Raw genomic sequence first — 21547 nt, forward strand, 5'->3', positions numbered from 1 at the left:
TTTCTTGTGCTTCAGAAGTCAACTTCTGACTTCATTTCTTTTAAGAAAAACGAGGTGTTTTTCTTCTTTCGTACTGGTTGTTTTGTTCAGTTTTCAAAGAGCAATTTCTGTGTCGCTCTCTTAAGCAGCGACCTCTTAAATATACCATGCTGTGTTTTTTTTGTCAACAACTTTTTTTGTTGTTTTTTTTAAATCTTTTTTTGCTGAACGCTTGCTCAAATCAGCAACGAAATTAACTTTACCATGGCTCATAATGAAAGTCAACGATTATTTTACATTTTTTTAACACAAACATTAAAACAAGGAAAGATATGGGGGGTAATGCAAAATAATCGTTTCCTAGGCGCTTTCACCATCTCATTATATTCAAAGTCACAAGGAATGTTACTATTACTTTTCTTTCAATCTATAAGCGCGTTGAAATACAGCAGGGTTTTTTGTCTCTAATAAAACCACTTCTACAATGCCTTTTTCAACTAAATAGGAAAGTATTGCGCTTAAATCGTATGTGTAATGTTGAACATCAGTAGTTCCTTTTATCGAAGCATATGACCAAGGTTCTTCTTGTTTGTCCATTATCTCAAGGAGATGTTTTGAAGCAGAGTGCGCGCGATTATTCATCACAAAATCCATAGCTATCAACATTAGCTCAATTCTTTTTTCAATGGACTCATTACTGTCTAATAAAGTTTCATATAATTTATACACTTCAAGATCGATGTTCTTCACCTGATTCCATACAGTCACTTCAGGATAATAACCATGATCAATAACTGATAATCTTGCTAAATAATGTAAGGAATTTAGGATTTTACTATGCGCATCTCTTATTTCTCCAGCATCATAAAGTAATTTTGCTTCGCTATAACTTTTTACAAGTTTACCAAAATCAATAACCTTCCTTAAATCTCTTTTGTCTTCAGGAAAGAACCTTAATTCTTCTTTAAGCTGTTTTACATATTCATTTCTATCATAGATGGTCCTTCCATATATAATCCATTCGACCGCTCTTCTATAACCACTCGTGTCTATCCACTCCATTAATATCTCTTCTTTTACTAAATGAAGCGCAGCAGTTTTCTCCTCTACTTCATAATGTTTAACAAACCAGTTATTTGATTGTTCACGTACAATAATAAGTAAAATACTATCAAAACCATCTGTTAATGGACGATCGAATTGCGTTGCTTCTATAGTTAAAATTCCTAATGTATTAGAATTACTTGCATGTTCTTGGTAAATTGGTCTTAAAAAATTTTCCATTAAGACGCCTCCCCACTACACCTAATATTTAATATATTCGTTACATTCCAGTAAAATCCTCTAATCAAATTCAATCTTTTCTTAAACTATGCTATACTACAATAGAAGAATAAGGAGGACAACCATGTCACAACAACTTACATACTCAAGTAAAATAAATAAGATCCGCACATTTGCATTGATACTTGTTTTTGCTGGTATTATTACAATGTACGGTGGTATTTTAACCAAGAATATTGAATGGTTAATGGTAATTTTCTTTATCCTGGGTACCTTAATGGTGATCCTTAGTTGTGCAGTATATGTGTGGATTGGTACTTTATCACTTCGAGCAGTACCTGTAATATGTCCAAGTTGTGAAAAACCTACAAAAATGCTTGGCCGTGTAGATGCATGTATGCATTGTAAACAACCGCTCACCATGGACAAGAATTTAGAAGGAATTGAATTTGACGAGAAGTATAATTCACGTAAATATAAAAAGAAATAATTTAAATAGAACAAAAGCGTAAACGCCCATTTAGAAACCATAGCGAGTGCGCCCCCTTGTTTTTTAGGGGGGTTCAACTAAGGTAGAACTTCCTCTTTCCTTCGAGATAAAGGAATCACGGTGAGGAACGAGCCAATGATGACTTTCACTCAAGTATAAGTGCGGCTAAGCCTCATAAAGTACATTCGGCAGTCTTCTTTTCACCCAGGCATAAGTGCGACTAAGCCTCATAAAGTTCATTCGGCAGTCTTCTTTATCGTAGGGCGTTTCGTGAAGTCACCTAGTTTCTGGGTGTTGGAGCTGGACGTGGCAATTTCTGTCTACGAAAAAAAGAGGGCCACAAATATTTACTTTCTTACCTAATAAAAATAAACCCCGTCTCCTGACGGGGTATTTTAATACAATTTAATACCATTAGTGCTTTTTAGTATTTATTTCTTGGCATTCATCGCATTTACCGTAAACTTCTAAGCGATGATGGCTAACATCAAATCCAGTTACTTGTTCTGCTAGAGATTCTACCTCATTTAATAAAGGGTAATGAAAATCAACAATCTTTCCACAATCATTACAAATTATATGGTAGTGATCTGATGTATTACAGTCAAATCGACTAGAGGAATCACCATAGGTCAATTCACGTACAAGTCCGATATCTTTCAATACACGTAAGTTATTATACACGGTTGCAACACTCATATTTGGAAACTTACCTTCTAATGCTTTATAAATCTCATCCGCAGTTGGATGAACCATAGCGTTCAAAAGGAATTCGAGCACTGCGTGTCTCTGTGGTGTAATACGGACGCCTGATTCCTTCAATGTATCGATTGCTTGACGCAGACGTTGTTCAGACACCGTTAAACACCTCTCTTTCAGTATATATTTTTAGTTAATAAAATTATTATATTATAATCTTTATAAATAGTTTACCTTCATAAACCGTTTTCTGTCAACAATGGTATAACGACCAAAACCAATTATAAATTGACACTTCATGAAATTGAACGTGATCTAGCACTTTTGGATAATGTAATTCCACCTATACGCTTTGGCTATACTACATGCTAGTTAAATCAACATGTAGACCTAGTTCTTGCTCACCAAGCTTTTTATTGATATAACGTGCTGCAACAAAAAGAAAATCAGATAAACGATTTAAGTAGGAGAGTACGAGTTTATTTTCAATTTCTTCATCTAAACCTACTACTAATCGTTCTGCTCGTCTAACAATCGTACGTGCACTATGCAAAGCACTCGAAGCTATGTGTCCAGATGGTAAAATAAAATTATTTAATGGGTCTAATTCCTCGTCCCAAATATCTATTTGTTTTTCCATTTCAACTATATGCGACTGTTTTAATTTCCAGTACACTTCTTTGTCCTTTGGAGTAGAAAGCTCTGCTCCAACATGAAATAAAATCGTTTGTACACGATGTAATTGATCGAGAAAGTCTTGTCTTCCTTCCCACTCTTCATTACCAAGCGCACTAACAGCCAACCCAATTGCTGAGTTTGCTTCATCACATGTCCCATATGCTTCTACTCGCATATGATTTTTTGGAACTCGTCGTCCATATACTAATGAGGTTAACCCTTTATCTCCAGACCTAGTATAAATACGCATATTTAACCTCTATTCGTCTTCTTTCATTGCTTTAATGTATGCTAGAGCATTAGAAACATGATCCTTCACTCTTACTTTTCTATATTCTTTTATTAAATTTCCTTCTTTATCAATAATAAATGTAGATCGTTCAATTCCATAATATTCTTTTCCAAAGTTTTTCTTTAACTTCCAGACATCGAATTGTTCTGCAAGTTGATGGTCTTCATCTGAAAGAAGATTAAATGGTAATTCGTGTTTATCTATAAACTTCTGATGTCTAGCTTCTGGATCAGGACTTACTCCGAGTATTACTGCATCTAACTCTTTAAAGCTTTCATGATTATCCCGAAAATCACATGCTTCTGTTGTACACCCCGGTGTCATATCCTTGGGATAAAAATATAGGACTACATATTTCCCTTTATAATCAGACAAACTTATATTTTCACCATTTTGATTTGGTAAACTAAAATCATTGACTTTTGATCCTATTTCTACAGACATTATTGTTAACCCTCCAACATATAACCATTTCTTTCAATATATCACATTAAATACAGATATTCATTTATCCCTGCTCCTAGATCCAATTTGCACAACCTTTAATACAAACGCTGCTGGCAATATGTAGCCAATTAAAGCTTGAGACACCGCAATTAATCTTCCAATTCCTATTGGAATAATGTCTCCATAACCTATCGTTAAAAGTGTAACCCCACTAAAATAAACAGAATGTATTAATGACCCAATAATACTAACTTGTCTAAGTTCTCCATGTTCTACAAGTACTATCCCTTCAAGAGATAGTATAAAATATATCATCCCATATCCAATCATGATTGTTATATATACAACAATCATAGCAATGAAGATCTCTATTGAAAAATGTCCCTCTCTCATACGCAACAATTGGCTGATATTATTTGTTTGGATAAAATCATATATACACTTCCCACCTATAATCACAATAATAATTAACATGATCCAAGGTATTATCATAAAGAACAATCCCCTCTTAATGGCTCTTATTCTATATATATGCCAAAGAACAAAGAGCTTGTTCAAAAATTAAAAATGTACGTTTTATAAGAATTTCTAATTGATTTTTGATATATTAGTAACTGGTTAGACAGAGGAGGAAAATAACTGATGAAATTTACAAATTCCGAAAAGCTACATCAAGAGGCTCTTCAACATATTGTAGGAGGAGTTAACTCCCCTTCTCGTGCATATAAAGCTGTAGGTGGTGGTTCGCCTGTATATATGGAACGAGGACAAGGGGCATACTTTTGGGATGTGGATGATAATAAATATATTGATTATTTAGCGGCTTATGGCCCAATCATTACTGGTCATGCACATCCGCATATTGCAAAAGCAATTGCCCATGCTGCAACAACCGGTGTTCTATATGGTACTCCAACACGTTTAGAAAATGAATTTGCTCAAATGTTAAAAGACGCTATCCCTTCATTAGAAAAAGTTCGATTTAATAATTCTGGTACTGAAGCTGTAATGACAACGATTCGTGTAGCACGTGCTTATACTGGGCGTACAAAAATAATTAAATTCGCTGGTTGCTATCACGGACATTTTGATGCTGTTTTAGTAGAAGCAGGATCTGGACCTTCTACATTAGGTACTCCAGATTCAGCTGGAGTTCCAACTTCAACCGCATCTGATGTAATTACTGTTCCGTTCAATGATATTGGAGCATTTAAACTAGCATTAGATAAATGGGGAGATGAGGTAGCCGCAGTACTTGTAGAACCAATAGTTGGGAATTTTGGAATCGTTGAACCTTTTAAAGGTTTTCTACAAGAGGTAAATGAATTAACCCACCGAGCAGGAGCATTAGTAATATACGATGAAGTGATTACTGCATTCCGATTCACATATGGAAGTGCTCAACAAATTTATGGCGTAGAACCGGATATGACTGCCATGGGTAAAATAATTGGTGGTGGTTTACCTATTGGTGCTTATGGAGGCAGAAAAGATATAATGGAACAAGTGGCACCACTAGGCCCTGCGTATCAGGCTGGGACGATGTCAGGTAACCCGGCATCAATGGCTGCAGGTATTGCATGTTTAGAAGTGTTAAAAGAGGAAGGCGTTTATGAAGAGTTAGATCGTCTCGGAAAACGGCTAGAAGAAGGTATTCACGAAAAAGCTCGCGAGCATGGTATTCATATTACGGTTAATCGACTCTGTGGTGCTTTGACGGTATACTTCGGAGTGGATCAGATAACGAATTACGCAGAAGCAGATGCTTCAGACGGAGAAGCCTTTGCAAAATTCTTCCAACTAATGCTGCGAGAAGGAATTAATCTTGCACCTTCTAAATATGAAGCTTGGTTCTTAACAACAGAACATAAAGATTCAGACATTGAAAATACTATTGATGCTGTTGGGCGAAGCTTTGCAGAAATGGCTAAAACTTTATAGCCAATAAAACAAAGACCTACAATCTGGAAAAATCTCAGTTGTAGGTCTTTTTTACATTTAAAAAAACATATGCTTTTATTTGCATATGCATCAACCAGGAACAAACGTTCTATTTATATAACATATAAAATAAAGACATTCCTGCTTCGAATTCTATAATAGTATTATAACTGATTGCTAAATATAAGTCTATAATTTTCCGAAAATTAAATATAAAATATATACTACCTGGCCAGGAATTGATTTTTAGGAGCTATTTAAATGTCATGGATAACATGGGATCGTAATTTAAAAATAAGATTGTTAGGTGAAACCTTATTTAATATGCTGTTTTGGATGTATTTCCCTTTTTTAACCATTTACTTTAGTGAATCAATAGGTGTGGTTGAAGCAGGTTTTATGATGACTGCCCCAGCTATTATTAGCATATTTGGCGGAATGATTGGCGGTTATTTTGCTGATGAATATGGAAGGCGGAATATTATGATACTAGGTTCGTTTATGCAAGCAATGTTTTTTGCTTTGTTCGCACTATCTGTATCCCCTTGGATAGACTACATTGCATTTGTCGGCATAAGCTTAGGAAAAGCTTTTTACAGACCAGCAAGCAGTGCTATGGTTGCTGACTTAGTCTCAGAGAAAGAGCGGCGTAATGTATTTGCTACGTTTGCTTCTGCTAACAATATCGGGGCTATTTTTGGTCCATTTCTTGGAGCGGTATTATTTTTTCAATATAGAACTGAATTATTATGGTCATGTACATTTATTGCCTCTCTTTATTTTGGCATAATTCTTCTGCTTATGAGAGAAACAATGCTTATTCAAAATTCAAAGAAAAAAACAACTGCTCTTTCAGTTATAAAGGATCAATGGAAAAGCTATTTTCACATTCTTAAAGATAAAGTTTACCTCTATTATATTGTTGGTGGAATGTTTATCACGATATCGATAATGCAATTAGATCTATACCTTGCATTATATGTAAAAAACTATGTCCCAGCACAACAACTTTTTTCGATAGGCGACTGGTCATTTTCATTAAATAGCGAGCAAATTTTCGGTTGGATGATTGGGTTAAACGGATTATTATTTGTCTTATTAGTGATTCCTATTACAAAAAGGATAAATGGTTGGTCAGATCGAAATGCACTTGTACTCGCTGCATCTTTATCTGGAATCGGGATGTTTAGCGTCGGACTTTCTACTAACATTTGGCTGTTGTTTATACTTACAGTAATTTTTACTATTGGTGAAATCATTCATGGACCAGTAGTTCAAAACTTTGTCGTTTCTTACGCTCCTAAAAGTGCAATAGGACAGTATATAGGAGCTTCTGACTTACAATATTCTTTTGGAAGGTTCATCGCTCCCTTCACGGTCATATTATCAAGTGTATTTCCACCAATGTTTATTTTTGGATTCATTCTACTTTGTGCTTGCATCAGTACACTTTTCTATATCAGAATGTTTAATTTTATAGATAAAGAAGAGATTGGGATATAACAAAAATTTTTGCTCAAAAGATGAATGATAGATTGAATTAGCATAAGAAATATACGGAGACCCCTATGGGAAAGAAGCCTAAGCGTTCCACCCTGAATGCGGAGCGTCTGGGGGCTCACCAGCCGCCTTAGGATAGATAAGTGCAGTATATTTCTGATGCGGGTTTTAAAAAACCTATTCATTCGGATTTATCTTTTGTGTAAATATTATTGTCCCAATCTCTTGTTTTAATTATCTTCTTCTAGGTGTTGAATCTGGTATAAATCATAATAATGCCCTTGTAATTTCATTAATTCTTCATGTGAACCAGATTCAATAATTTGTCCGTCTTCAACAACAACAATTCTATTCGCATGTGTAATAGTCGCTAGTCGATGCGCAACGATAAATGTAGTTCGGTCTGATGCTAATCGCTCCATAGTTTCTTGAATAAGATGTTCGCTCTCAAGATCCAACGCAGAAGTTGCTTCATCAAAAATAAGAATTGGTGGATTCTTTAAAAATACTCTTGCAATAGCAATGCGTTGTTTTTGTCCACCAGAGAGTTTTACTCCCCGTTCTCCTACCATGGTGGCATAACCTTGAGGCAAGGATTCAATAAATTGATGAGCATTAGCGGCTTTTGCTGCTTGCACCACTTCTTCATCCGTTGCTTCTGGATTACCCATACGTATATTCATTTCAATCGACTCAGAGAAAAGTATATTATCTTGTAATACCATACCAATATTATCTCTTAACGATCTAGATTGATAATCACGAATATCTTTCCCATCAACTTTTACACTTCCACCTGTTACATCATAAAAACGAGGAATAAGACTAATTAATGTCGACTTTCCTCCACCACTCATACCTACAAAAGCGACGGTTTCACCTTTGTCTACATGGAGAGTAACGTCTTTAAGTACTGGTAATTCTTCTTCGTCATATTGAAATGAAACACGTTCAAATTCTACCTCACCACTCAGCCTTCCAGGAGCAACAGCGTCTTGTTTATCAGATATATCATATTTCTCGTTCATTAACTCAAAAACACGATCAATCGACGCTATAGCTTGCACTAATGTAGTAGAAGAATTAATTAAGCGACGTAATGGGCTATATACACGTTCCATATATCCTACAAATGCAACCATTGTACCTAATGTAACCACACCTGTAATAACTTGATAGCCAGCAAATGCAATAACCAACAACGGTGCTAAATCAGTAATTGTATTAGTTACAGCAAATGTTCGTGCATTCCAATCAGTATGTCGTAATGCCTTATCAAGAAAGTTACTGTTTCTTTTATCGAATTGCGCTTGTTCATAATCTTCAAGCGCAAAACTACGTGTAACTGGTACTCCCTGTACACGCTCATGTAGGTGACCTTGCACTTCTGCCAGTGCTTGTGACCTTTCTCGCGTAAGTTTACGTAATCGACCAAAGAAGTACTTCACTGCAAAACCAAATAACGGGAATAAAATAATGGAAACAATGGTTAGTTGAACATTCATTGTTAGCATAATTACAATTGCTATCAAAATAGTTGTCAAATCCAACCATATATTCATTAAACCAGTAATCACAAAATTCTTCGTCTGTTCGACATCATGTATTACCCGGGAAATAATTTCTCCGGTTTTTGTCTGAGAATAGAATTTTAAGCTTAATTTTTGTAAATGATCAAATAATTTATCACGAATATCAAATAAAATTTTATTCCCTACCCATTGAGCAAGGTATTGTCTTACGTATTCAATAGGTGGACGAAGAATTAGAAAAACAACAAACGATATCCCCATCACCCAAAATAACTGCGTAATTCTTTCAGATTGGGTTAATCCTTCTACAGATATAATATCATCAATTACATACTTCAAGATTAATGGCATTAATAATGGTATCCCAAATTTCATGACTCCAATAATTAATGTCAATACAATTTTCCACTTATATGGTTTTACAAATTCCATATACTGTTTAATACTGCTCATGAACATCATCTTCCTCTATTGATGTGATTAGTTATCATTAAAAAACCTTGTTACGACTCACGGTAACAAGGATACCTCTTTCTTTATAGCTATTGCAATAAAATAGCTTCAAATTAATGATACGTTAAGTACATTTCATACCAATTATCGACAAAGTCGGGGGAAAATGGTCCTTTCCCTTGTCTTATCCATCGAATTAATATTTCTAACTGTTGATGTAAAATACGATCAATTACTTGAGGATAATTCATCAAATTCCTATGTTCTTCGTATTCATCTTCGTCTAATAATTGAAATGTCATATCAGGAAAAACTTTTACATCTAAATCATAATCAATATATTTTAATGCCTCACCATCATAAACAAACGGCGAGCTAATATTACAGTAGTAGTAAATTCCATCATTTCGTAGCATTCCAATAATGTTAAACCAATACTTAGAATGAAAATAACATATGGCTGGCTCTCTGGTAATCCAGGAACGACCATCACTTTCAATTACTCTTGTTCGATCATTCGCTCCAATAACTACACTTTCTGTACCCTTTAAAATTACACTATTCTCCCACGTACGATGAAGTTGTCCATTATGTTTATAGCTTTGGATAGAAACCTTAGACCCTGCATTCGGAGAAACCATTGCACTCCTCTCCTTTTCTTTTTCACCCGCTCAATCAAAATTATTACTACTATTATAATTGTTCTATTTAGAAATATAAAGCTAAACGAACAAGAACTGACTTATGTATGCGAAAGAAGATCATAAAAAGAGCAATATAAAAAGAGTTCCCTTTACATCAAAAGGGAACTCTTTCATTTAATAGAAACAGATGTTATTTTTTGTTTTGTTGAGATTTTTGATTTTGTTGTTTCACTTGTTGTGCATCTGTTTCAGAAGCAAACTCAGTACCATATTGTCCTTGACCTTGAGCAGCTTGTTTGTTTTGTTGTTTAACATGCTGTGCATTTGTACCTGCTGCAGTAGTTTGATTTTGTTGATTTTGCTTTTTAGCCATCAATATCACCTCCGCAATAATTAATTTATCCAGTAACTCATTTCTTATCCATCTTTTTTTCACTGCAAAAAATGGAAAGGATGTGTACTTCATAAGTGCACAAAATATAAATGTAAACATTCCTAGGGAGGAGATACCAATAAAGCTTGAAAGAGACTTTTCTGAACTATCCATGATGAGTAAAACAGACTGGGAGGATGGGGAGCTTTATTATTTCCAGCATGCTTTATCACAAATTCTTCCTTATATTAATTCTGAAGGACTTTCCATTCTTCATGAGATAAATAAAGAAATGTTCCAACGCATAGAAAAAAATCAGGACGTCCATTTGGATTAATCCTGATTTTTCCTTATAAAAATTGCATCATTTTTTGATGTGACACAGGGAAAGGGTAATTTACAATTCCTTCTTTAGAAATGAATGTTAATGAATCTTTATTTAAAGATTTTTGAGAAGTATTAGCTTTCTTTATATCCATTTTCCATATAATATGACTGAATGTATGTTTTAAATTTCCACAATCTGATTCTATTTGTAATTCAATTCCATATTTATCATACATCCATTGTTCAATTTGGTTTAAACCTACCTCCTCTAGAGGAACCATTGGAAACTGCCATAAGTTTGCTAATAACCCTTGTTCACTACGTTTTTCAATTACATATTCTCCTTGGTCATTTTTAATGAGCAAGACAATATACTGTTTGATTTTTTGCTTTTTTGCTTTTTTCTTAATTGGTAACTGTTCTTGGATCCCATGTTGAAAAGCCTGACAGTGTTCCATTACTGGACAAAACATACATGTTGGTTTTTTTGGTGTACAGATCATTGCACCTAAATCCATAATTGCTTGATTAAATGAGGAAGGATCTTTATGTGATATAATTTCTCCAACATATTGCTCTATTTCTTTTTTAGTTGATTGTTTTGCAACATCATCTTCTATCTTTAAAATTCTAGAGAACACTCTAAGGACATTTCCATCTACTGCAGGAATGGGTTGATCAAAGGCAATGGATAGTATTGCACCTTTTGTGTAAGGACCAACCCCTTTTAAGCTTGCCAATTCCTTTTCACTATTAGGTATTTCACCATTATATGTATCTACAACTTCACGCACTGCGGTTTGTAAATTTCGTGCACGGGAATAGTAACCTAAACCTTCCCAAGATTTTAATACATCTTGTTCATCTGCTTGAGCTAAATCATAAACTGTTGGATATTTCTCCATAAAACGATTAAAATAAGGTATAACCGTATCTACCTTGGTTTGTTGTAGCATAATTTCTGACACCCATGTTCTATAAGGATTTTTTTCTCTTCTCCAAGGAAGATCACGTTTATTCAAATAGTACCATTCCAGCAAATCGGTTTGAAAAACTGGAATGTTAAGATTTTGTAACCTTTTATTCATCTTTTCCCCACATCCTTTATGTTACAATAGCGACTAGTTTGACTTTAATACTGGTAATAATTAAGGAGGATAATCTTTTATGGACACTGGTACGCATATAGTTATGGGTGTTGCATTAGGCGGCCTAGCAACAATAGACCCTGTAGTGCAAAGTAATCCTACACTATTTCATGCTGTATTAGTTGGTACCGTTGTTGGGTCTCACGCACCTGATTTTGACACGGTGTTTAAACTAAAAAATAATGCAACTTATATTCGACACCATCGAGGAGCCTCCCATTCACTGCCAGCAATTGTCATATGGAGCTTTCTCGTATCCGGATTAATATATTTATTTGTACCTGAAGTTAGTTATTTACATCTTTGGTTATGGACACTATTAGCTGTCGTTATCCATGTGTTTGTCGATTTATTTAATGCATACGGTACACAAGCATTTCGTCCATTCTCTAAAAAGTGGATAGCCAAAGGTTTCATTAATACATTTGATCCCTATATCTTCTTCTTAAATGTTGCCGGAATTGCGGCATGGGCTTTAGGTGCTAATCCTGGCATTACTTGGGTAATTATTTACTCAGTCATTGTACTATACTACATTAAACGATATATGGACAAAAGAGAAATCGTCAAAAAAATTCATGAATACTATCCAGAGACTAAATCTATAGCCACCTCTCCTACAATAAAACAAAACTATTGGCGTGTCGCTATAACCACTCCAGACCACTTTTATGTAGGTAGAGTAGAAAATCGTCATATTGAAATTATTGATGAATTTCTACGGGTTCCACTTCCAGAAAGTGACATAATGGATGTAGCAAAACAAGATAAAAATATCCAATCTTTCTTGAACTTTTCTCCAATTTATCGTTGGGAAATTAATGAACAAGAAGATGGTTCAACAGAAGTTCGTTTTATTGATTTAAGATACCGTTCAAAAGATTACTATCCATTTGTAGCTGTTGTACAAATCAATGCGAATTTGGAAATTGTCACTTCGTACACAGGTTGGATATTCTCAGAAAGAAAATTACAAAGTAAATTAGTTCCTAGTGATTCGTCATTATAAAAAGGATGGTTAGCTTTTAACTAACCATCCTTTTTTATTTATCATGCTAACTTTTTGCCTAAAAGTGAGATTGGCAATGCTTCGATTTCTTCACGTACCTCTTCTAATAAATTTATACGATATCCCCACGCAAATACTCCATTAATATAATCAATTTTAAATGTATAACCTGGCTCCATCTTCAATTGATAAATTTCACCTTTTTTAAAATCATCTGGATTTATTGTATATGCTAATGCCACTTGCATTTTCCGCTCATATATTTGTACTTCAGAAACATTCCCAAGTTGTTCTGCTTTTTGTGCCTTTTCTTTTAAATTTCCAATTTCTCGGTGTAATTGTTCAATAGAATAATCACTATAACGAAAATTCATATCTCTTCCCCCCTATTCATCCTATATAATTGTATCAGCAACACTACCTATAAACCATTGATTTTACTCATCTTGAAGTGACTGATCAATAAACTGGTTAATCATATCAAATGAAAATCCTTTACGATATAGACCTTCCATTACTTTTTGTTTTAGAGCAAAACCACTGTGTTTTCTTTGATATTTATAAAGAAGCTTCTCTCCTTGCAGTTGAAGAACTTCCCATTCACGATCTGCATCCTCGGTTGTGTCCATTTCTTGAATGACCATACTTATTACTCCAGAATCAAACCCTTTTTGCATAAGATTTTGTTTAATTTGATCGATTCTTTTTTGATGGGAATCTTTTGATTTTGATTGCAGTTTTTTATTAATTAACTTTTCTACTTTCTGTTTCTGTTCTTCCACAGAATATTGTTCAAGTGCAGAGGTTATTTTACTCTCATCTACACCCTTTTCATATAATTCTTGTCGTATCATTTTTGGACCTTTAGAAGACGAATTCTTACGAGACCGAACAAACATCTGTGCAAACTGTTGATCATCCACCCATTTTTCTCGTTTTAATCGTTTAATAATTTCATCGATATGTGTCCCATCCACTTCTTTTTTTTGTAAATAATCGCTAACTTCTTTTTCTGAGCGCATTCGATAGCTTAAAAAGTGTATAGTAAGGGTATATGCTTTATGTAATGTATCTTTTTGCTCGAGAATTGAAATCATTTCATCCTCAAGCTCCATTCCTTTAGAAAGACGATATTCAATTAATATCGCTTCATCTACACTAAAACCATATGCATCACCATCAGGAGTTTGTAAAAAGATATTATATCGATTTTTATGTTTCTTTTGTGTCGTAATACGAGCAATTTTTTTCATTGGTTATTCACCTCTTTCTATACATCATAGCAAAAACTACGCAACGAATGAACTAATATAAAGGGAGGCTATCATATATGAAATATGCTTTGATAAGTGGAGGAACAGGATTCCTTGGTTCTGAACTAACTACACAATTACAAAATCAGGAATATCACGTATATATACTTACTAGGTCGGTAGAAAATAAAGTGAACACATCTACAGAGACTTACATAGATTATACTGTTCAAGCTGATTCTCTACCTATATTTGAAGTTGTAATTAATTTAGCAGGTGAATCATTGTTTGGATATTGGACCGAACAAAAGAAACAATCTATTCTCAACAGTAGATTAAAAATAACCAATCATCTTATACAGTTAATGAAAGAAATGAATACCAAACCTAAGGTATTTATTAGTGCTTCTGCAGTTGGATATTATGGCATGTCGGAAGATTTAATTTTTACCGAAAGAACTACCGAAGCTGCTGACGACTATTTAGCTTCTGTAACCGAAGAATGGGAAGAAATCGCAAAAGCTGCAAATTCATTTGGAATACGCACAGTCTATACAAGATTAGGAATATTATTAGGAAATAAAGGCGCTTTTCCAATGATGAAATTACCAACTCAACTTTTTGCTGGGGGTAGAATAGGTAACGGCGAACAATGGCTATCATGGATTCACATTGAAGATGCTGTTCAGTTAATTTTATTCTGTATACACAATAGTACGATTACCGGGCCGATTAATGTGACAGCACCAAATCCAAAACGCAATAAAGACTTCATGAAAACAATTGCTAAAACGTATAGAAGGCCATATTGGTTTCATGTACCTCGCCTAGTTATGGAAACCACTTTTGGTGAAATGGCACACCTAATAACAAAAGGACAGTATGCATTTCCTCAAAAAGCGATCGATCATGGTTTTTCTTTTAAGTTTCCAAATTTACAAGAAGCCATAGAAAATATCAAGGACACAAAATCGTAGACTGAAACTTCTTCAATTGGTGAATTACTGAATTTCGCATACGTTTATAAATTTTATATTTTCTTCACAAAAAAATGGTTCCCTTTTTTAAAAAAAGGTTGTAAAATAAAACTACTAAAAACATGAAAGAGATGAATCGTATAGAAATTTCAAGCAGAATTAAATAGGGAAGGCAAATGGTGCGCCACCGGGTACTACCTGGTTCTAGTGGGTTCGATTCCCACCCCGAATTTTTGTTGAGATCTATAAATGAAAATTCGAGGGTGGGCAACTTACAGATTCCTTATTATATTGGCATCTGTCTATACCCACCTGGAAAAAAGGAGGGTATTTTTTATGCTAAAAATGCGTGATTTACAGGAGGTGCCTGTACTTTTTGAACTTATGGCGCACCCGGAAGTATTCCCTTTTGTTAGGCATAAAGCAACAACATCAGATGAATTTTATTTCTTAACGAAACAAACCATAGAAGCAGAAGAAAGAGGAGAATTAATTTCTCGTACGATTGTTGATGAATATCAACAGCCCATCGGTACGATTAACCTTTTTGATATAGAGGATAACTATGGATTTCTTGCCACATGGATAGGCCAACCTTACTTTGGCAAAGGATATAATCGTCCTGCAAAAGATGCTTTTTTCCATGAACTATTTATGGATCATAGCATAGATGGTATCTTTATGAAAGTTCGCAAATCAAATGAACGTTCTAAAAAAGCAGTATTAAAATTACCTTATATTACATTTGCAAATGATGTATATCCGCAAATGTATCAACGAGTAAATGGTACTGATGACATTTATGATTTATTTGTAATTATGAAAGAACATTATTTATCATATCAACAATTCCAAATGGATACTCCTGTGGAAAGTACTGGAGAGGAAGTATCTTAATCACTAGAATTACCTTAGTAACCCGCTCGTTGGATAGATGATTTTGTATAAAAGTTCCAATCTTGGTTATGCTACAGGTAAAGTGAGGGATGCTATATGGTAAAGCAACGATCTTCGGAAAAAGAAAAATTCCTTTCAAAAACTCAAGAAGTTTTGTACGCAAGAGAATTCAAACGTGCAAATCGAGTGTATGATCAATTCTCTCAAAGAAAAAGTCGAGGCTAAAAAAAGCTTCGACTTTTTCTTTGAATTACATGAATCTTTTTTTCAAATGAATCGTACAAATACTAATGAATAAAAGAAAGTGAAGTGATACATATAATGGAAGAATTATTAGAATACTTACCAATTATTTTACCTTTTGTTATCATTCAAATCATTCTAATGATTATTGCTCTCATCGATTGGAGCAAAAACAAAGAATCATTCGATAGTATGAAACTAGTTTGGTTAATCGTAATTATATTTCTTAATATATTTGGTCCAATTATTTATTTTCTCTTTGCAAGGAGGAATAATGAATGAACTTGTTAACCGTAAATCAATTGACTAAATCATACAAAGGAAAAACTGTAGTTAACCATATTGATTTTAAAGTTCCGGACAACGCTTGTGTTGCATTAATTGGTCCTAACGGCGCCGGCAAAACGACTACGTTAAAAATGCTAGCAGGGCTCTTACAACCTAGTTCTGGCGAAATTATATTTCATAATCGACCTATAAAAGGAGATTTCCGAAATTATATTGGTTATCTACCTCAATACCCTACTTTTTATTCATGGATGACCGGATATGAATTTCTAGTATACTGTGCAAAACTTTGTCTTTTATCTCCAACAGCAGCTAAATCACGTGCTAAGGAACTTCTACAAAAAACCGGTATATATGAAGCTAAAGATAAAAGAATCTCTAGCTATTCAGGTGGCATGAAACAACGCCTTGGGATTGCTCAGGCAATTATTCATCAGCCAAAGTTGTTATTATTAGACGAGCCTGTATCTTCCCTGGATCCTATTGGTAGAAGAGAGATACTTTTGCTTATGGAAGAGCTAAAAAAAGATATGTCCATCTTTTTCTCTACTCATATTTTACGAGATGCTGAGGAAGTAAGTGACGAACTCATCCTTTTACATCAAGGAAAGGTTATTGAATCAGGTTCTATTAGTAACCTACAAGATACATATCAAACTTCTATGATTAGATTAGAATTTCAAGACAGCTTAGAAATATATCAAGAAAAAGTAAATAAGTTATCAAATGTATCCGACACTTATATTGAAAAAAATACACTGTGGGTAACAGCAATCGACATACCGTCTGCTCGAGAAGAAATATTATTAGAAGCAGCCACTCATAACTGGGACTTAACAAATTTTTCGATAGATAGAGCTTCTTTAGAGGACATGTTTATGAAGGCGGTGAACCGATAATGCAATGGAACACTCTATTTCAGAAAGAAGTTGTAGAAAACTGGAGAAATAAAAAATGGATTTGGTTCCCACTTGTTATCATTTTATTATCGATTTTAGATCCAGTCACTAATTATTTCTTACCACAAATTTTAGAAGCAGTTGGTGAGATGCCTGAGGGTATGGAATTCATTTTACCTGAATATACAGTAGCAGAAGTAGTGATGATGACACTTGGTCAGCTCAGTAGCTTAGGAGTGTTAGTAATTGTTTTTTCGTCTATGGGAATTATTGCAAATGAACATAAAAGTGGTGTATCACAAATTATCTTAGTAAAGCCTATTGACCATCACTCATATGTAACTGCAAAATGGGCTTCTTTACTTTTACTAGTATGGGTCTCTTGGATATTAGGCATGCTTGTAAGTTGGTATTATATTTATTTGTTATACGGGCCGTTATCATTTAATCATATGGTACAAACTATCTTTTTCTATGGATTATGGTTATCTCTTGTTGTTACTGTAGTTGTTTTTTATAATACATTTGTAAAATCACAAGGTTTAATTGCGTTTCTATCCATTGCGAGTCTAATGATACTATCAGCTCTAACGCAAGTTTTTCAAAGTGCACTGAAATGGAGCCCTATTCATTTATCTGATTACATTAAACTAACTATTGACCAAAGTCCCATTCATACTGACCTTATATATACCGGTATAGTTACCATCATAATTATAGCTATATTACTGCTACTTTCAGTAATACTTTTTAGAAAACAACAATTAGAGAGATAAAAATAGAGAGGTACGGGAATAATAGTAATAAAGTAAAACTAACATTCAGTGAGGGAGGTACGCTGATCGTCACTGAATGTTAGTATAACTAGGATTTGACCTAGAGCCCATGAACTGAAATCGAATATTATTGAGCAATATCCTCCAATATTATCCACTAAAGATTTAGCTTCATCAGCTTGAAGTAAGTGTATTACTCCCACATATATCTTTTAGCAACACTTTTTATTATCTAAGCTCTTCATTATACTTTTTGAACAACCGTCATTCTTTTTATAAATAGATAGCTAAACATATACAGTACTATCCCAATAAGGAATAAGATAAAAAATGTTAGCATTGAAGCATCTGGTAATATATTTGCAAAAGCATCGATTAACCAACCATCAAATAGTCCGTATAAGGATACTACTAAGAATGCTGCTAAGAATAGTCCACCACCAATTAATCCGGATCGATAAAAAATCAAACCTACTAAAAATAATAATGCCATAAGAAAGAACATAAAAAAGGTATCAATAATAGTTCGTGTTAACCAGTTATCTGTCAGTAACATTGCTGGATGGGAAAAGATAAAGTTAGATACCCCGAATAAATGATGCATACCCTCTGTAACCAGTTGTAATGTGTTTCCTGCAATCGCCATAAACAAAGAATAACCTAAAAAGAAATAAAAATAACTAAGAAAAATATTATTACGGATTGCTCCCATTTTTAAACCAAATGGTATATCCTTTTTCACACTTTGAAATGCTATAATGCAAACATTCGTGTAGGTCGCAAATGGCATCATCCAGTAAAACTCAGTCGCACCTACATCAATTAAAAAGTAAGCAAGAAAACTCAAAACGATCAGCATCGCAATTAAAATCGTCCAAAATATCTTACCATGTCGCATTAAATCTTGGGTATAATAATACAATAGCCCTTTGACTTGATTATTCATCTTCTATGCCCCTTTCCTTTCTGTTAAGTGAATCATTAATTCCTGAATAGGAACTCCTTCCACTTGTAATCCGGCTGCCATTGCTTCTTCTTTTGTACCGTACGTATATGCCATCGAGTTGCCAGCCAAATCTTTTCTTTCAATTACTTCTTTTCCTTGTAAATAAGCATCTACCTTAGTTGTTGGACCTGTAACAGCTACTGTCTTATCCCTCAATACTTCAGAATCCTCTTGTAAAGCTAACGTACCTTCTCGCAAAATTAATACTTCTTCAAACATTAAACTAACTTCATCAATTAAGTGAGTAGAAAATATAAACGTTCTTGGATATACTTGATAATCCTCTAAAAGCAGCTCATAAAATCGTTTTCGCGATGGAGCATCCATCCCGATATATGGTTCATCAAAGACAGTAATCGGAGCTCTACTTGCTAAACCTACAGTGATTCCTAATGCAGACTCCATTCCTTTTGATAATGTTTTTACTTTTAATTTTTTTGTTAAATTAAACTCTCCCAGGAGTTGTTCCGCAAAATCTTGATCCCAGTCAGGATAAAAAAAGGAGAATATTTTAAGCACGTCTTTGATAGTAATTTCTTTTGGAAAGTTATTTGATTCTTTAACTAAACAGATTGATTCCGTTAGCTTTTGCTTATCAAACGGGCTTTCTCCGTCTAATTTAATTTCCCCACTAGTTGCGAGGATTTGGCCACTGAGAATATCCATAAATGTTGTTTTCCCAGCCCCATTTCTACCTAGTAAGCCATAGATCTTATTTTTTTCTAGTGTAAAAGAGACATTATCTAAAGCATACTTCTCGCCATACTTCTTACTAAGGTTGTTTACTTCAATCTTCATTAAAATTATCCTCCCTTTTCCACATTTCCAATATTTCATCTTCACGCATACGAAGTTTTTTTGCTTCGTGTTTTAATGGAAGCATATAGTGGTCATAAAACGTTTGCTTTCTTTTTTCGATTACAATATCTTTGGCTGATTCTGTTACAAACATGCCTACTCCTCTCCTTTTCACCAAAATTCCCTCTGCCACCAATTCATTTATACCTTTACCTGCAGTAGCAGGATTAATTTGATAAAAGGCGGCAAATTCATTTGTGGAAGGTACTCGGTCTCCAGATTTATAGGAATCATCCATAATTGAGTCTTCCACGTGATCTTTTATTTGCAAAAATATAGGTTTATTTTCATCCAGTTCTTTTCTCATTTTTAGTTCATTCCTTAATTGGTTAATTACTTATGTAACTAACTATATAACACAGGTCTATAAAAGTCAAACCTTATTTAAATAAAGTGAGCAATATGTTTTTTGCACAAAAAAAGGACAAAGCATACGCTTTGCCTTAGTCTTCACCTATTTTTTTATCTTGTTTTTTGGGTAATCTTCCAGCTCGTTTTGTAGATTCTCGCAGTAAAAATTCTACGTGGCTATTTACACTTCGAAATTCATCTTGCGCCCATTTTTGTAATACATCGTAGAGTTCTGGATCAATGCGTAAAGGAAAGTTCTTTTTTTTTGGCATAAATAACCCTACTTATTGATACAAGGAACCTGTATTCACCACAGGTTGCGTCCCTTGATCGGAAACAATGGAAACAAGTAAATTGTTAATCATTGCTACACGTCTTTCATCATCCAAATCAACGATGCCATCTCTCTCTAAACGAGCAACTGCATCTTGTGCCATACCTACTGCTCCATCTACAATTTGTTTTCTAGCCGAAATAATTGCACTTGCTTGTTGACGCTGTAACATCGCTTGGGCGATTTCTGTAGAGTAGGCTAAATGCGTTAGTCTTGCTTCAATTACTTCTACACCTGCTACTTTCAAACGCTCTTGTAATTCTTGTGTCAATTCATTCGAAACCTCGTCTGCATTACCTCTTAAAGTTAAGTCATTATCTTCAAATGAATCATAAGGGTATGTTGTCGCAACTGCTCGAATCGCAGTTTCACTTTGGATTTCTACAAATTGTTCGTATTGGTCAACATCAAAAACCGCTTTAGCAGCATCTACCACTTTAAATACAACAACTGCTGCAATTTCGATAGGATTACCATTTACATCATTAACTTTTAGCCGATTACTATTAAAGTTACGAACACGTAATGAAATTGTTCTTCTTACAGAAAAAGGGATAGTTACGACAATTCCTTCTCTTCGAACAGTCCCCATATACTTACCTAAAAATATTACTACAATTGATTGATTCGGCTGTACGATCGTTATTCCACTAATCAAACAAGCTGCAATTAACACAAGAAATATCCCAATAATGAATTGCTGCTGAATGAATGCAAAGGCTCCAAATGCAATTAGTGCAATAATAAGTCCTAAACCAACAATACCATTTAAACTCCATGCTTTCCTTTCTTGTATCATGACATCACCTTTTCATATTATATTTATATTATTATGATATCACTTTTGTATAATAATGTAAATTAATATG

The 21547-nt window shown here is 34.2% G+C and carries 27 protein-coding genes; 11 read left to right on the forward strand and 16 right to left on the reverse strand.

The window, feature by feature from the left end; translation table 11 throughout:
• Positions 1-390 precede the first annotated feature (390 nt).
• Positions 391-1263: a nucleotidyltransferase-like protein gene (locus tag AQ616_RS16215; RefSeq protein ID WP_017796058.1), complete on the reverse strand. Its 873-nt coding sequence runs from the start codon at positions 1261-1263 to the stop codon at positions 391-393.
• Between the two features lie 124 nt (positions 1264-1387).
• On the opposite strand from AQ616_RS16215, the gene AQ616_RS16220 reads away from it, so the two are divergent.
• Positions 1388-1753 carry a YgzB family protein gene (locus AQ616_RS16220; protein WP_011065312.1) on the forward strand — a complete coding sequence of 122 codons (366 nt, stop codon included), beginning with the start codon at positions 1388-1390 and terminating at the stop codon, positions 1751-1753.
• 414 nt (positions 1754-2167) lie between these two features.
• Here the strand turns inward: AQ616_RS16220 and perR are convergent, their stop codons facing one another.
• The 4 genes from perR to AQ616_RS16240 form a co-directional block, all read right to left on the reverse strand.
• The gene (gene perR / locus AQ616_RS16225; RefSeq protein WP_017796057.1) at positions 2168-2611 is read right to left on the reverse strand and encodes a peroxide-responsive transcriptional repressor PerR; all 444 of its coding nucleotides are present in this window, start codon (positions 2609-2611) and stop codon (positions 2168-2170) included.
• 202 nt (positions 2612-2813) lie between these two features.
• On the reverse strand, positions 2814-3380 hold the full coding sequence (locus AQ616_RS16230; RefSeq protein WP_069686278.1) for a cob(I)yrinic acid a,c-diamide adenosyltransferase: 567 nt from the start codon (positions 3378-3380) through the stop codon (positions 2814-2816).
• A 9-nt stretch (positions 3381-3389) separates the two neighbouring features.
• A complete protein-coding gene (gene bcp, locus AQ616_RS16235) occupies positions 3390-3866 on the reverse strand; it encodes a thioredoxin-dependent thiol peroxidase (RefSeq protein ID WP_017796055.1) in 477 nt (158 codons plus the stop codon).
• A gap of 60 nt (positions 3867-3926) precedes the next feature.
• On the reverse strand, positions 3927-4361 hold the full coding sequence (locus AQ616_RS16240) for a potassium channel family protein (RefSeq protein ID WP_017796054.1): 435 nt from the start codon (positions 4359-4361) through the stop codon (positions 3927-3929).
• Positions 4362-4511: 150 nt separating this feature from the next.
• Between AQ616_RS16240 and AQ616_RS16245 the strand changes: the two genes are divergently transcribed.
• Together AQ616_RS16245 and AQ616_RS16250 are read left to right on the forward strand one after the other, a co-directional pair.
• Positions 4512-5810, forward strand: coding sequence for a glutamate-1-semialdehyde 2,1-aminomutase (locus tag AQ616_RS16245; protein WP_017796053.1), 1299 nt, complete (start codon positions 4512-4514; stop codon positions 5808-5810).
• A 261-nt stretch (positions 5811-6071) separates the two neighbouring features.
• Positions 6072-7313, forward strand: a complete 1242-nt coding sequence (locus AQ616_RS16250; protein WP_069686279.1) for an MDR family MFS transporter — start codon at positions 6072-6074, stop codon at positions 7311-7313.
• 227 nt (positions 7314-7540) lie between these two features.
• Here AQ616_RS16250 and AQ616_RS16255 read toward each other — a convergent pair whose 3' ends face one another.
• The 3 genes from AQ616_RS16255 to AQ616_RS16265 form a co-directional block, all read right to left on the reverse strand.
• The gene (locus AQ616_RS16255) at positions 7541-9295 is read right to left on the reverse strand and encodes an ABC transporter ATP-binding protein (RefSeq protein WP_069686280.1); all 1755 of its coding nucleotides are present in this window, start codon (positions 9293-9295) and stop codon (positions 7541-7543) included.
• A gap of 113 nt (positions 9296-9408) precedes the next feature.
• Complete coding sequence (ntdP, locus tag AQ616_RS16260) at positions 9409-9936, reverse strand: nucleoside tri-diphosphate phosphatase (protein ID WP_017796050.1); 528 nt, start codon at positions 9934-9936, stop codon at positions 9409-9411.
• Positions 9937-10129: 193 nt separating this feature from the next.
• On the reverse strand, positions 10130-10312 hold the full coding sequence (locus tag AQ616_RS16265) for a gamma-type small acid-soluble spore protein (protein ID WP_017796049.1): 183 nt from the start codon (positions 10310-10312) through the stop codon (positions 10130-10132).
• A 175-nt stretch (positions 10313-10487) separates the two neighbouring features.
• Here AQ616_RS16265 and AQ616_RS16270 point away from each other — a divergent pair, with 175 nt between their 5' ends.
• A complete protein-coding gene (locus tag AQ616_RS16270; protein ID WP_240490519.1) occupies positions 10488-10649 on the forward strand; it encodes a hypothetical protein in 162 nt (53 codons plus the stop codon).
• A gap of 13 nt (positions 10650-10662) precedes the next feature.
• Here the strand turns inward: AQ616_RS16270 and mutY are convergent, their stop codons facing one another.
• Positions 10663-11727, reverse strand: coding sequence for an A/G-specific adenine glycosylase (mutY, locus tag AQ616_RS16275; protein WP_069686281.1), 1065 nt, complete (start codon positions 11725-11727; stop codon positions 10663-10665).
• A gap of 79 nt (positions 11728-11806) precedes the next feature.
• Here mutY and AQ616_RS16280 point away from each other — a divergent pair, with 79 nt between their 5' ends.
• Positions 11807-12796: a metal-dependent hydrolase gene (locus AQ616_RS16280; RefSeq protein ID WP_017796046.1), complete on the forward strand. Its 990-nt coding sequence runs from the start codon at positions 11807-11809 to the stop codon at positions 12794-12796.
• A 41-nt stretch (positions 12797-12837) separates the two neighbouring features.
• Here AQ616_RS16280 and AQ616_RS16285 read toward each other — a convergent pair whose 3' ends face one another.
• Positions 12838-13170 carry a YfhH family protein gene (locus AQ616_RS16285; RefSeq protein WP_017796045.1) on the reverse strand — a complete coding sequence of 111 codons (333 nt, stop codon included), beginning with the start codon at positions 13168-13170 and terminating at the stop codon, positions 12838-12840.
• 63 nt (positions 13171-13233) lie between these two features.
• A complete protein-coding gene (gene recX, locus AQ616_RS16290) occupies positions 13234-14049 on the reverse strand; it encodes a recombination regulator RecX (RefSeq protein WP_069686282.1) in 816 nt (271 codons plus the stop codon).
• A gap of 77 nt (positions 14050-14126) precedes the next feature.
• Between recX and AQ616_RS16295 the strand changes: the two genes are divergently transcribed.
• The 6 genes from AQ616_RS16295 to AQ616_RS16315 all read left to right on the forward strand — a co-directional run bounded on the left by AQ616_RS16295 (position 14127) and on the right by AQ616_RS16315 (position 18129).
• Positions 14127-15026 carry a TIGR01777 family oxidoreductase gene (locus AQ616_RS16295; RefSeq protein ID WP_069686283.1) on the forward strand — a complete coding sequence of 300 codons (900 nt, stop codon included), beginning with the start codon at positions 14127-14129 and terminating at the stop codon, positions 15024-15026.
• A gap of 336 nt (positions 15027-15362) precedes the next feature.
• Complete coding sequence (locus AQ616_RS16300) at positions 15363-15923, forward strand: GNAT family N-acetyltransferase (RefSeq protein WP_017796042.1); 561 nt, start codon at positions 15363-15365, stop codon at positions 15921-15923.
• Positions 15924-16019: 96 nt separating this feature from the next.
• A complete protein-coding gene (locus tag AQ616_RS19465) occupies positions 16020-16148 on the forward strand; it encodes a YfhE family protein (RefSeq protein WP_017796041.1) in 129 nt (42 codons plus the stop codon).
• 96 nt (positions 16149-16244) lie between these two features.
• A complete protein-coding gene (locus tag AQ616_RS16305) occupies positions 16245-16448 on the forward strand; it encodes a PLD nuclease N-terminal domain-containing protein (protein WP_017796040.1) in 204 nt (67 codons plus the stop codon).
• Positions 16445-17353 carry an ABC transporter ATP-binding protein gene (locus AQ616_RS16310; protein WP_017796039.1) on the forward strand — a complete coding sequence of 303 codons (909 nt, stop codon included), beginning with the start codon at positions 16445-16447 and terminating at the stop codon, positions 17351-17353. Before AQ616_RS16305 ends, AQ616_RS16310 begins: the two co-directional genes overlap by 4 nt.
• On the forward strand, positions 17353-18129 hold the full coding sequence (locus AQ616_RS16315; protein WP_017796038.1) for an ABC transporter permease: 777 nt from the start codon (positions 17353-17355) through the stop codon (positions 18127-18129). The genes AQ616_RS16310 and AQ616_RS16315 overlap by 1 nt, the downstream gene beginning before the upstream one ends.
• A 244-nt stretch (positions 18130-18373) precedes the next feature.
• On the opposite strand, the gene AQ616_RS16320 is transcribed toward AQ616_RS16315, so the two are convergent.
• From AQ616_RS16320 to AQ616_RS16340, 5 genes are all read right to left on the reverse strand, one after another.
• The gene (locus AQ616_RS16320; RefSeq protein WP_069686284.1) at positions 18374-19075 is read right to left on the reverse strand and encodes a hypothetical protein; all 702 of its coding nucleotides are present in this window, start codon (positions 19073-19075) and stop codon (positions 18374-18376) included.
• Positions 19076-19078: 3 nt separating this feature from the next.
• The gene (locus tag AQ616_RS16325; RefSeq protein ID WP_017796036.1) at positions 19079-19933 is read right to left on the reverse strand and encodes an ABC transporter ATP-binding protein; all 855 of its coding nucleotides are present in this window, start codon (positions 19931-19933) and stop codon (positions 19079-19081) included.
• Positions 19923-20300: a GntR family transcriptional regulator gene (locus AQ616_RS16330; protein WP_017796035.1), complete on the reverse strand. Its 378-nt coding sequence runs from the start codon at positions 20298-20300 to the stop codon at positions 19923-19925. Before AQ616_RS16330 ends, AQ616_RS16325 begins: the two co-directional genes overlap by 11 nt.
• Before the next feature lie 136 nt (positions 20301-20436).
• On the reverse strand, positions 20437-20616 hold the full coding sequence (locus tag AQ616_RS16335; RefSeq protein WP_017796034.1) for a type II toxin-antitoxin system antitoxin: 180 nt from the start codon (positions 20614-20616) through the stop codon (positions 20437-20439).
• Positions 20617-20628: 12 nt separating this feature from the next.
• Positions 20629-21477 carry an SPFH domain-containing protein gene (locus tag AQ616_RS16340; RefSeq protein ID WP_077595852.1) on the reverse strand — a complete coding sequence of 283 codons (849 nt, stop codon included), beginning with the start codon at positions 21475-21477 and terminating at the stop codon, positions 20629-20631.
• Positions 21478-21547: the final 70 nt, after the last annotated feature.

The sequence above is a fragment of the Oceanobacillus sp. E9 genome, assembly GCF_001741975.1.
Classification (GTDB): Bacteria; Bacillota; Bacilli; order Bacillales; family Amphibacillaceae; genus Oceanobacillus; species Oceanobacillus kimchii.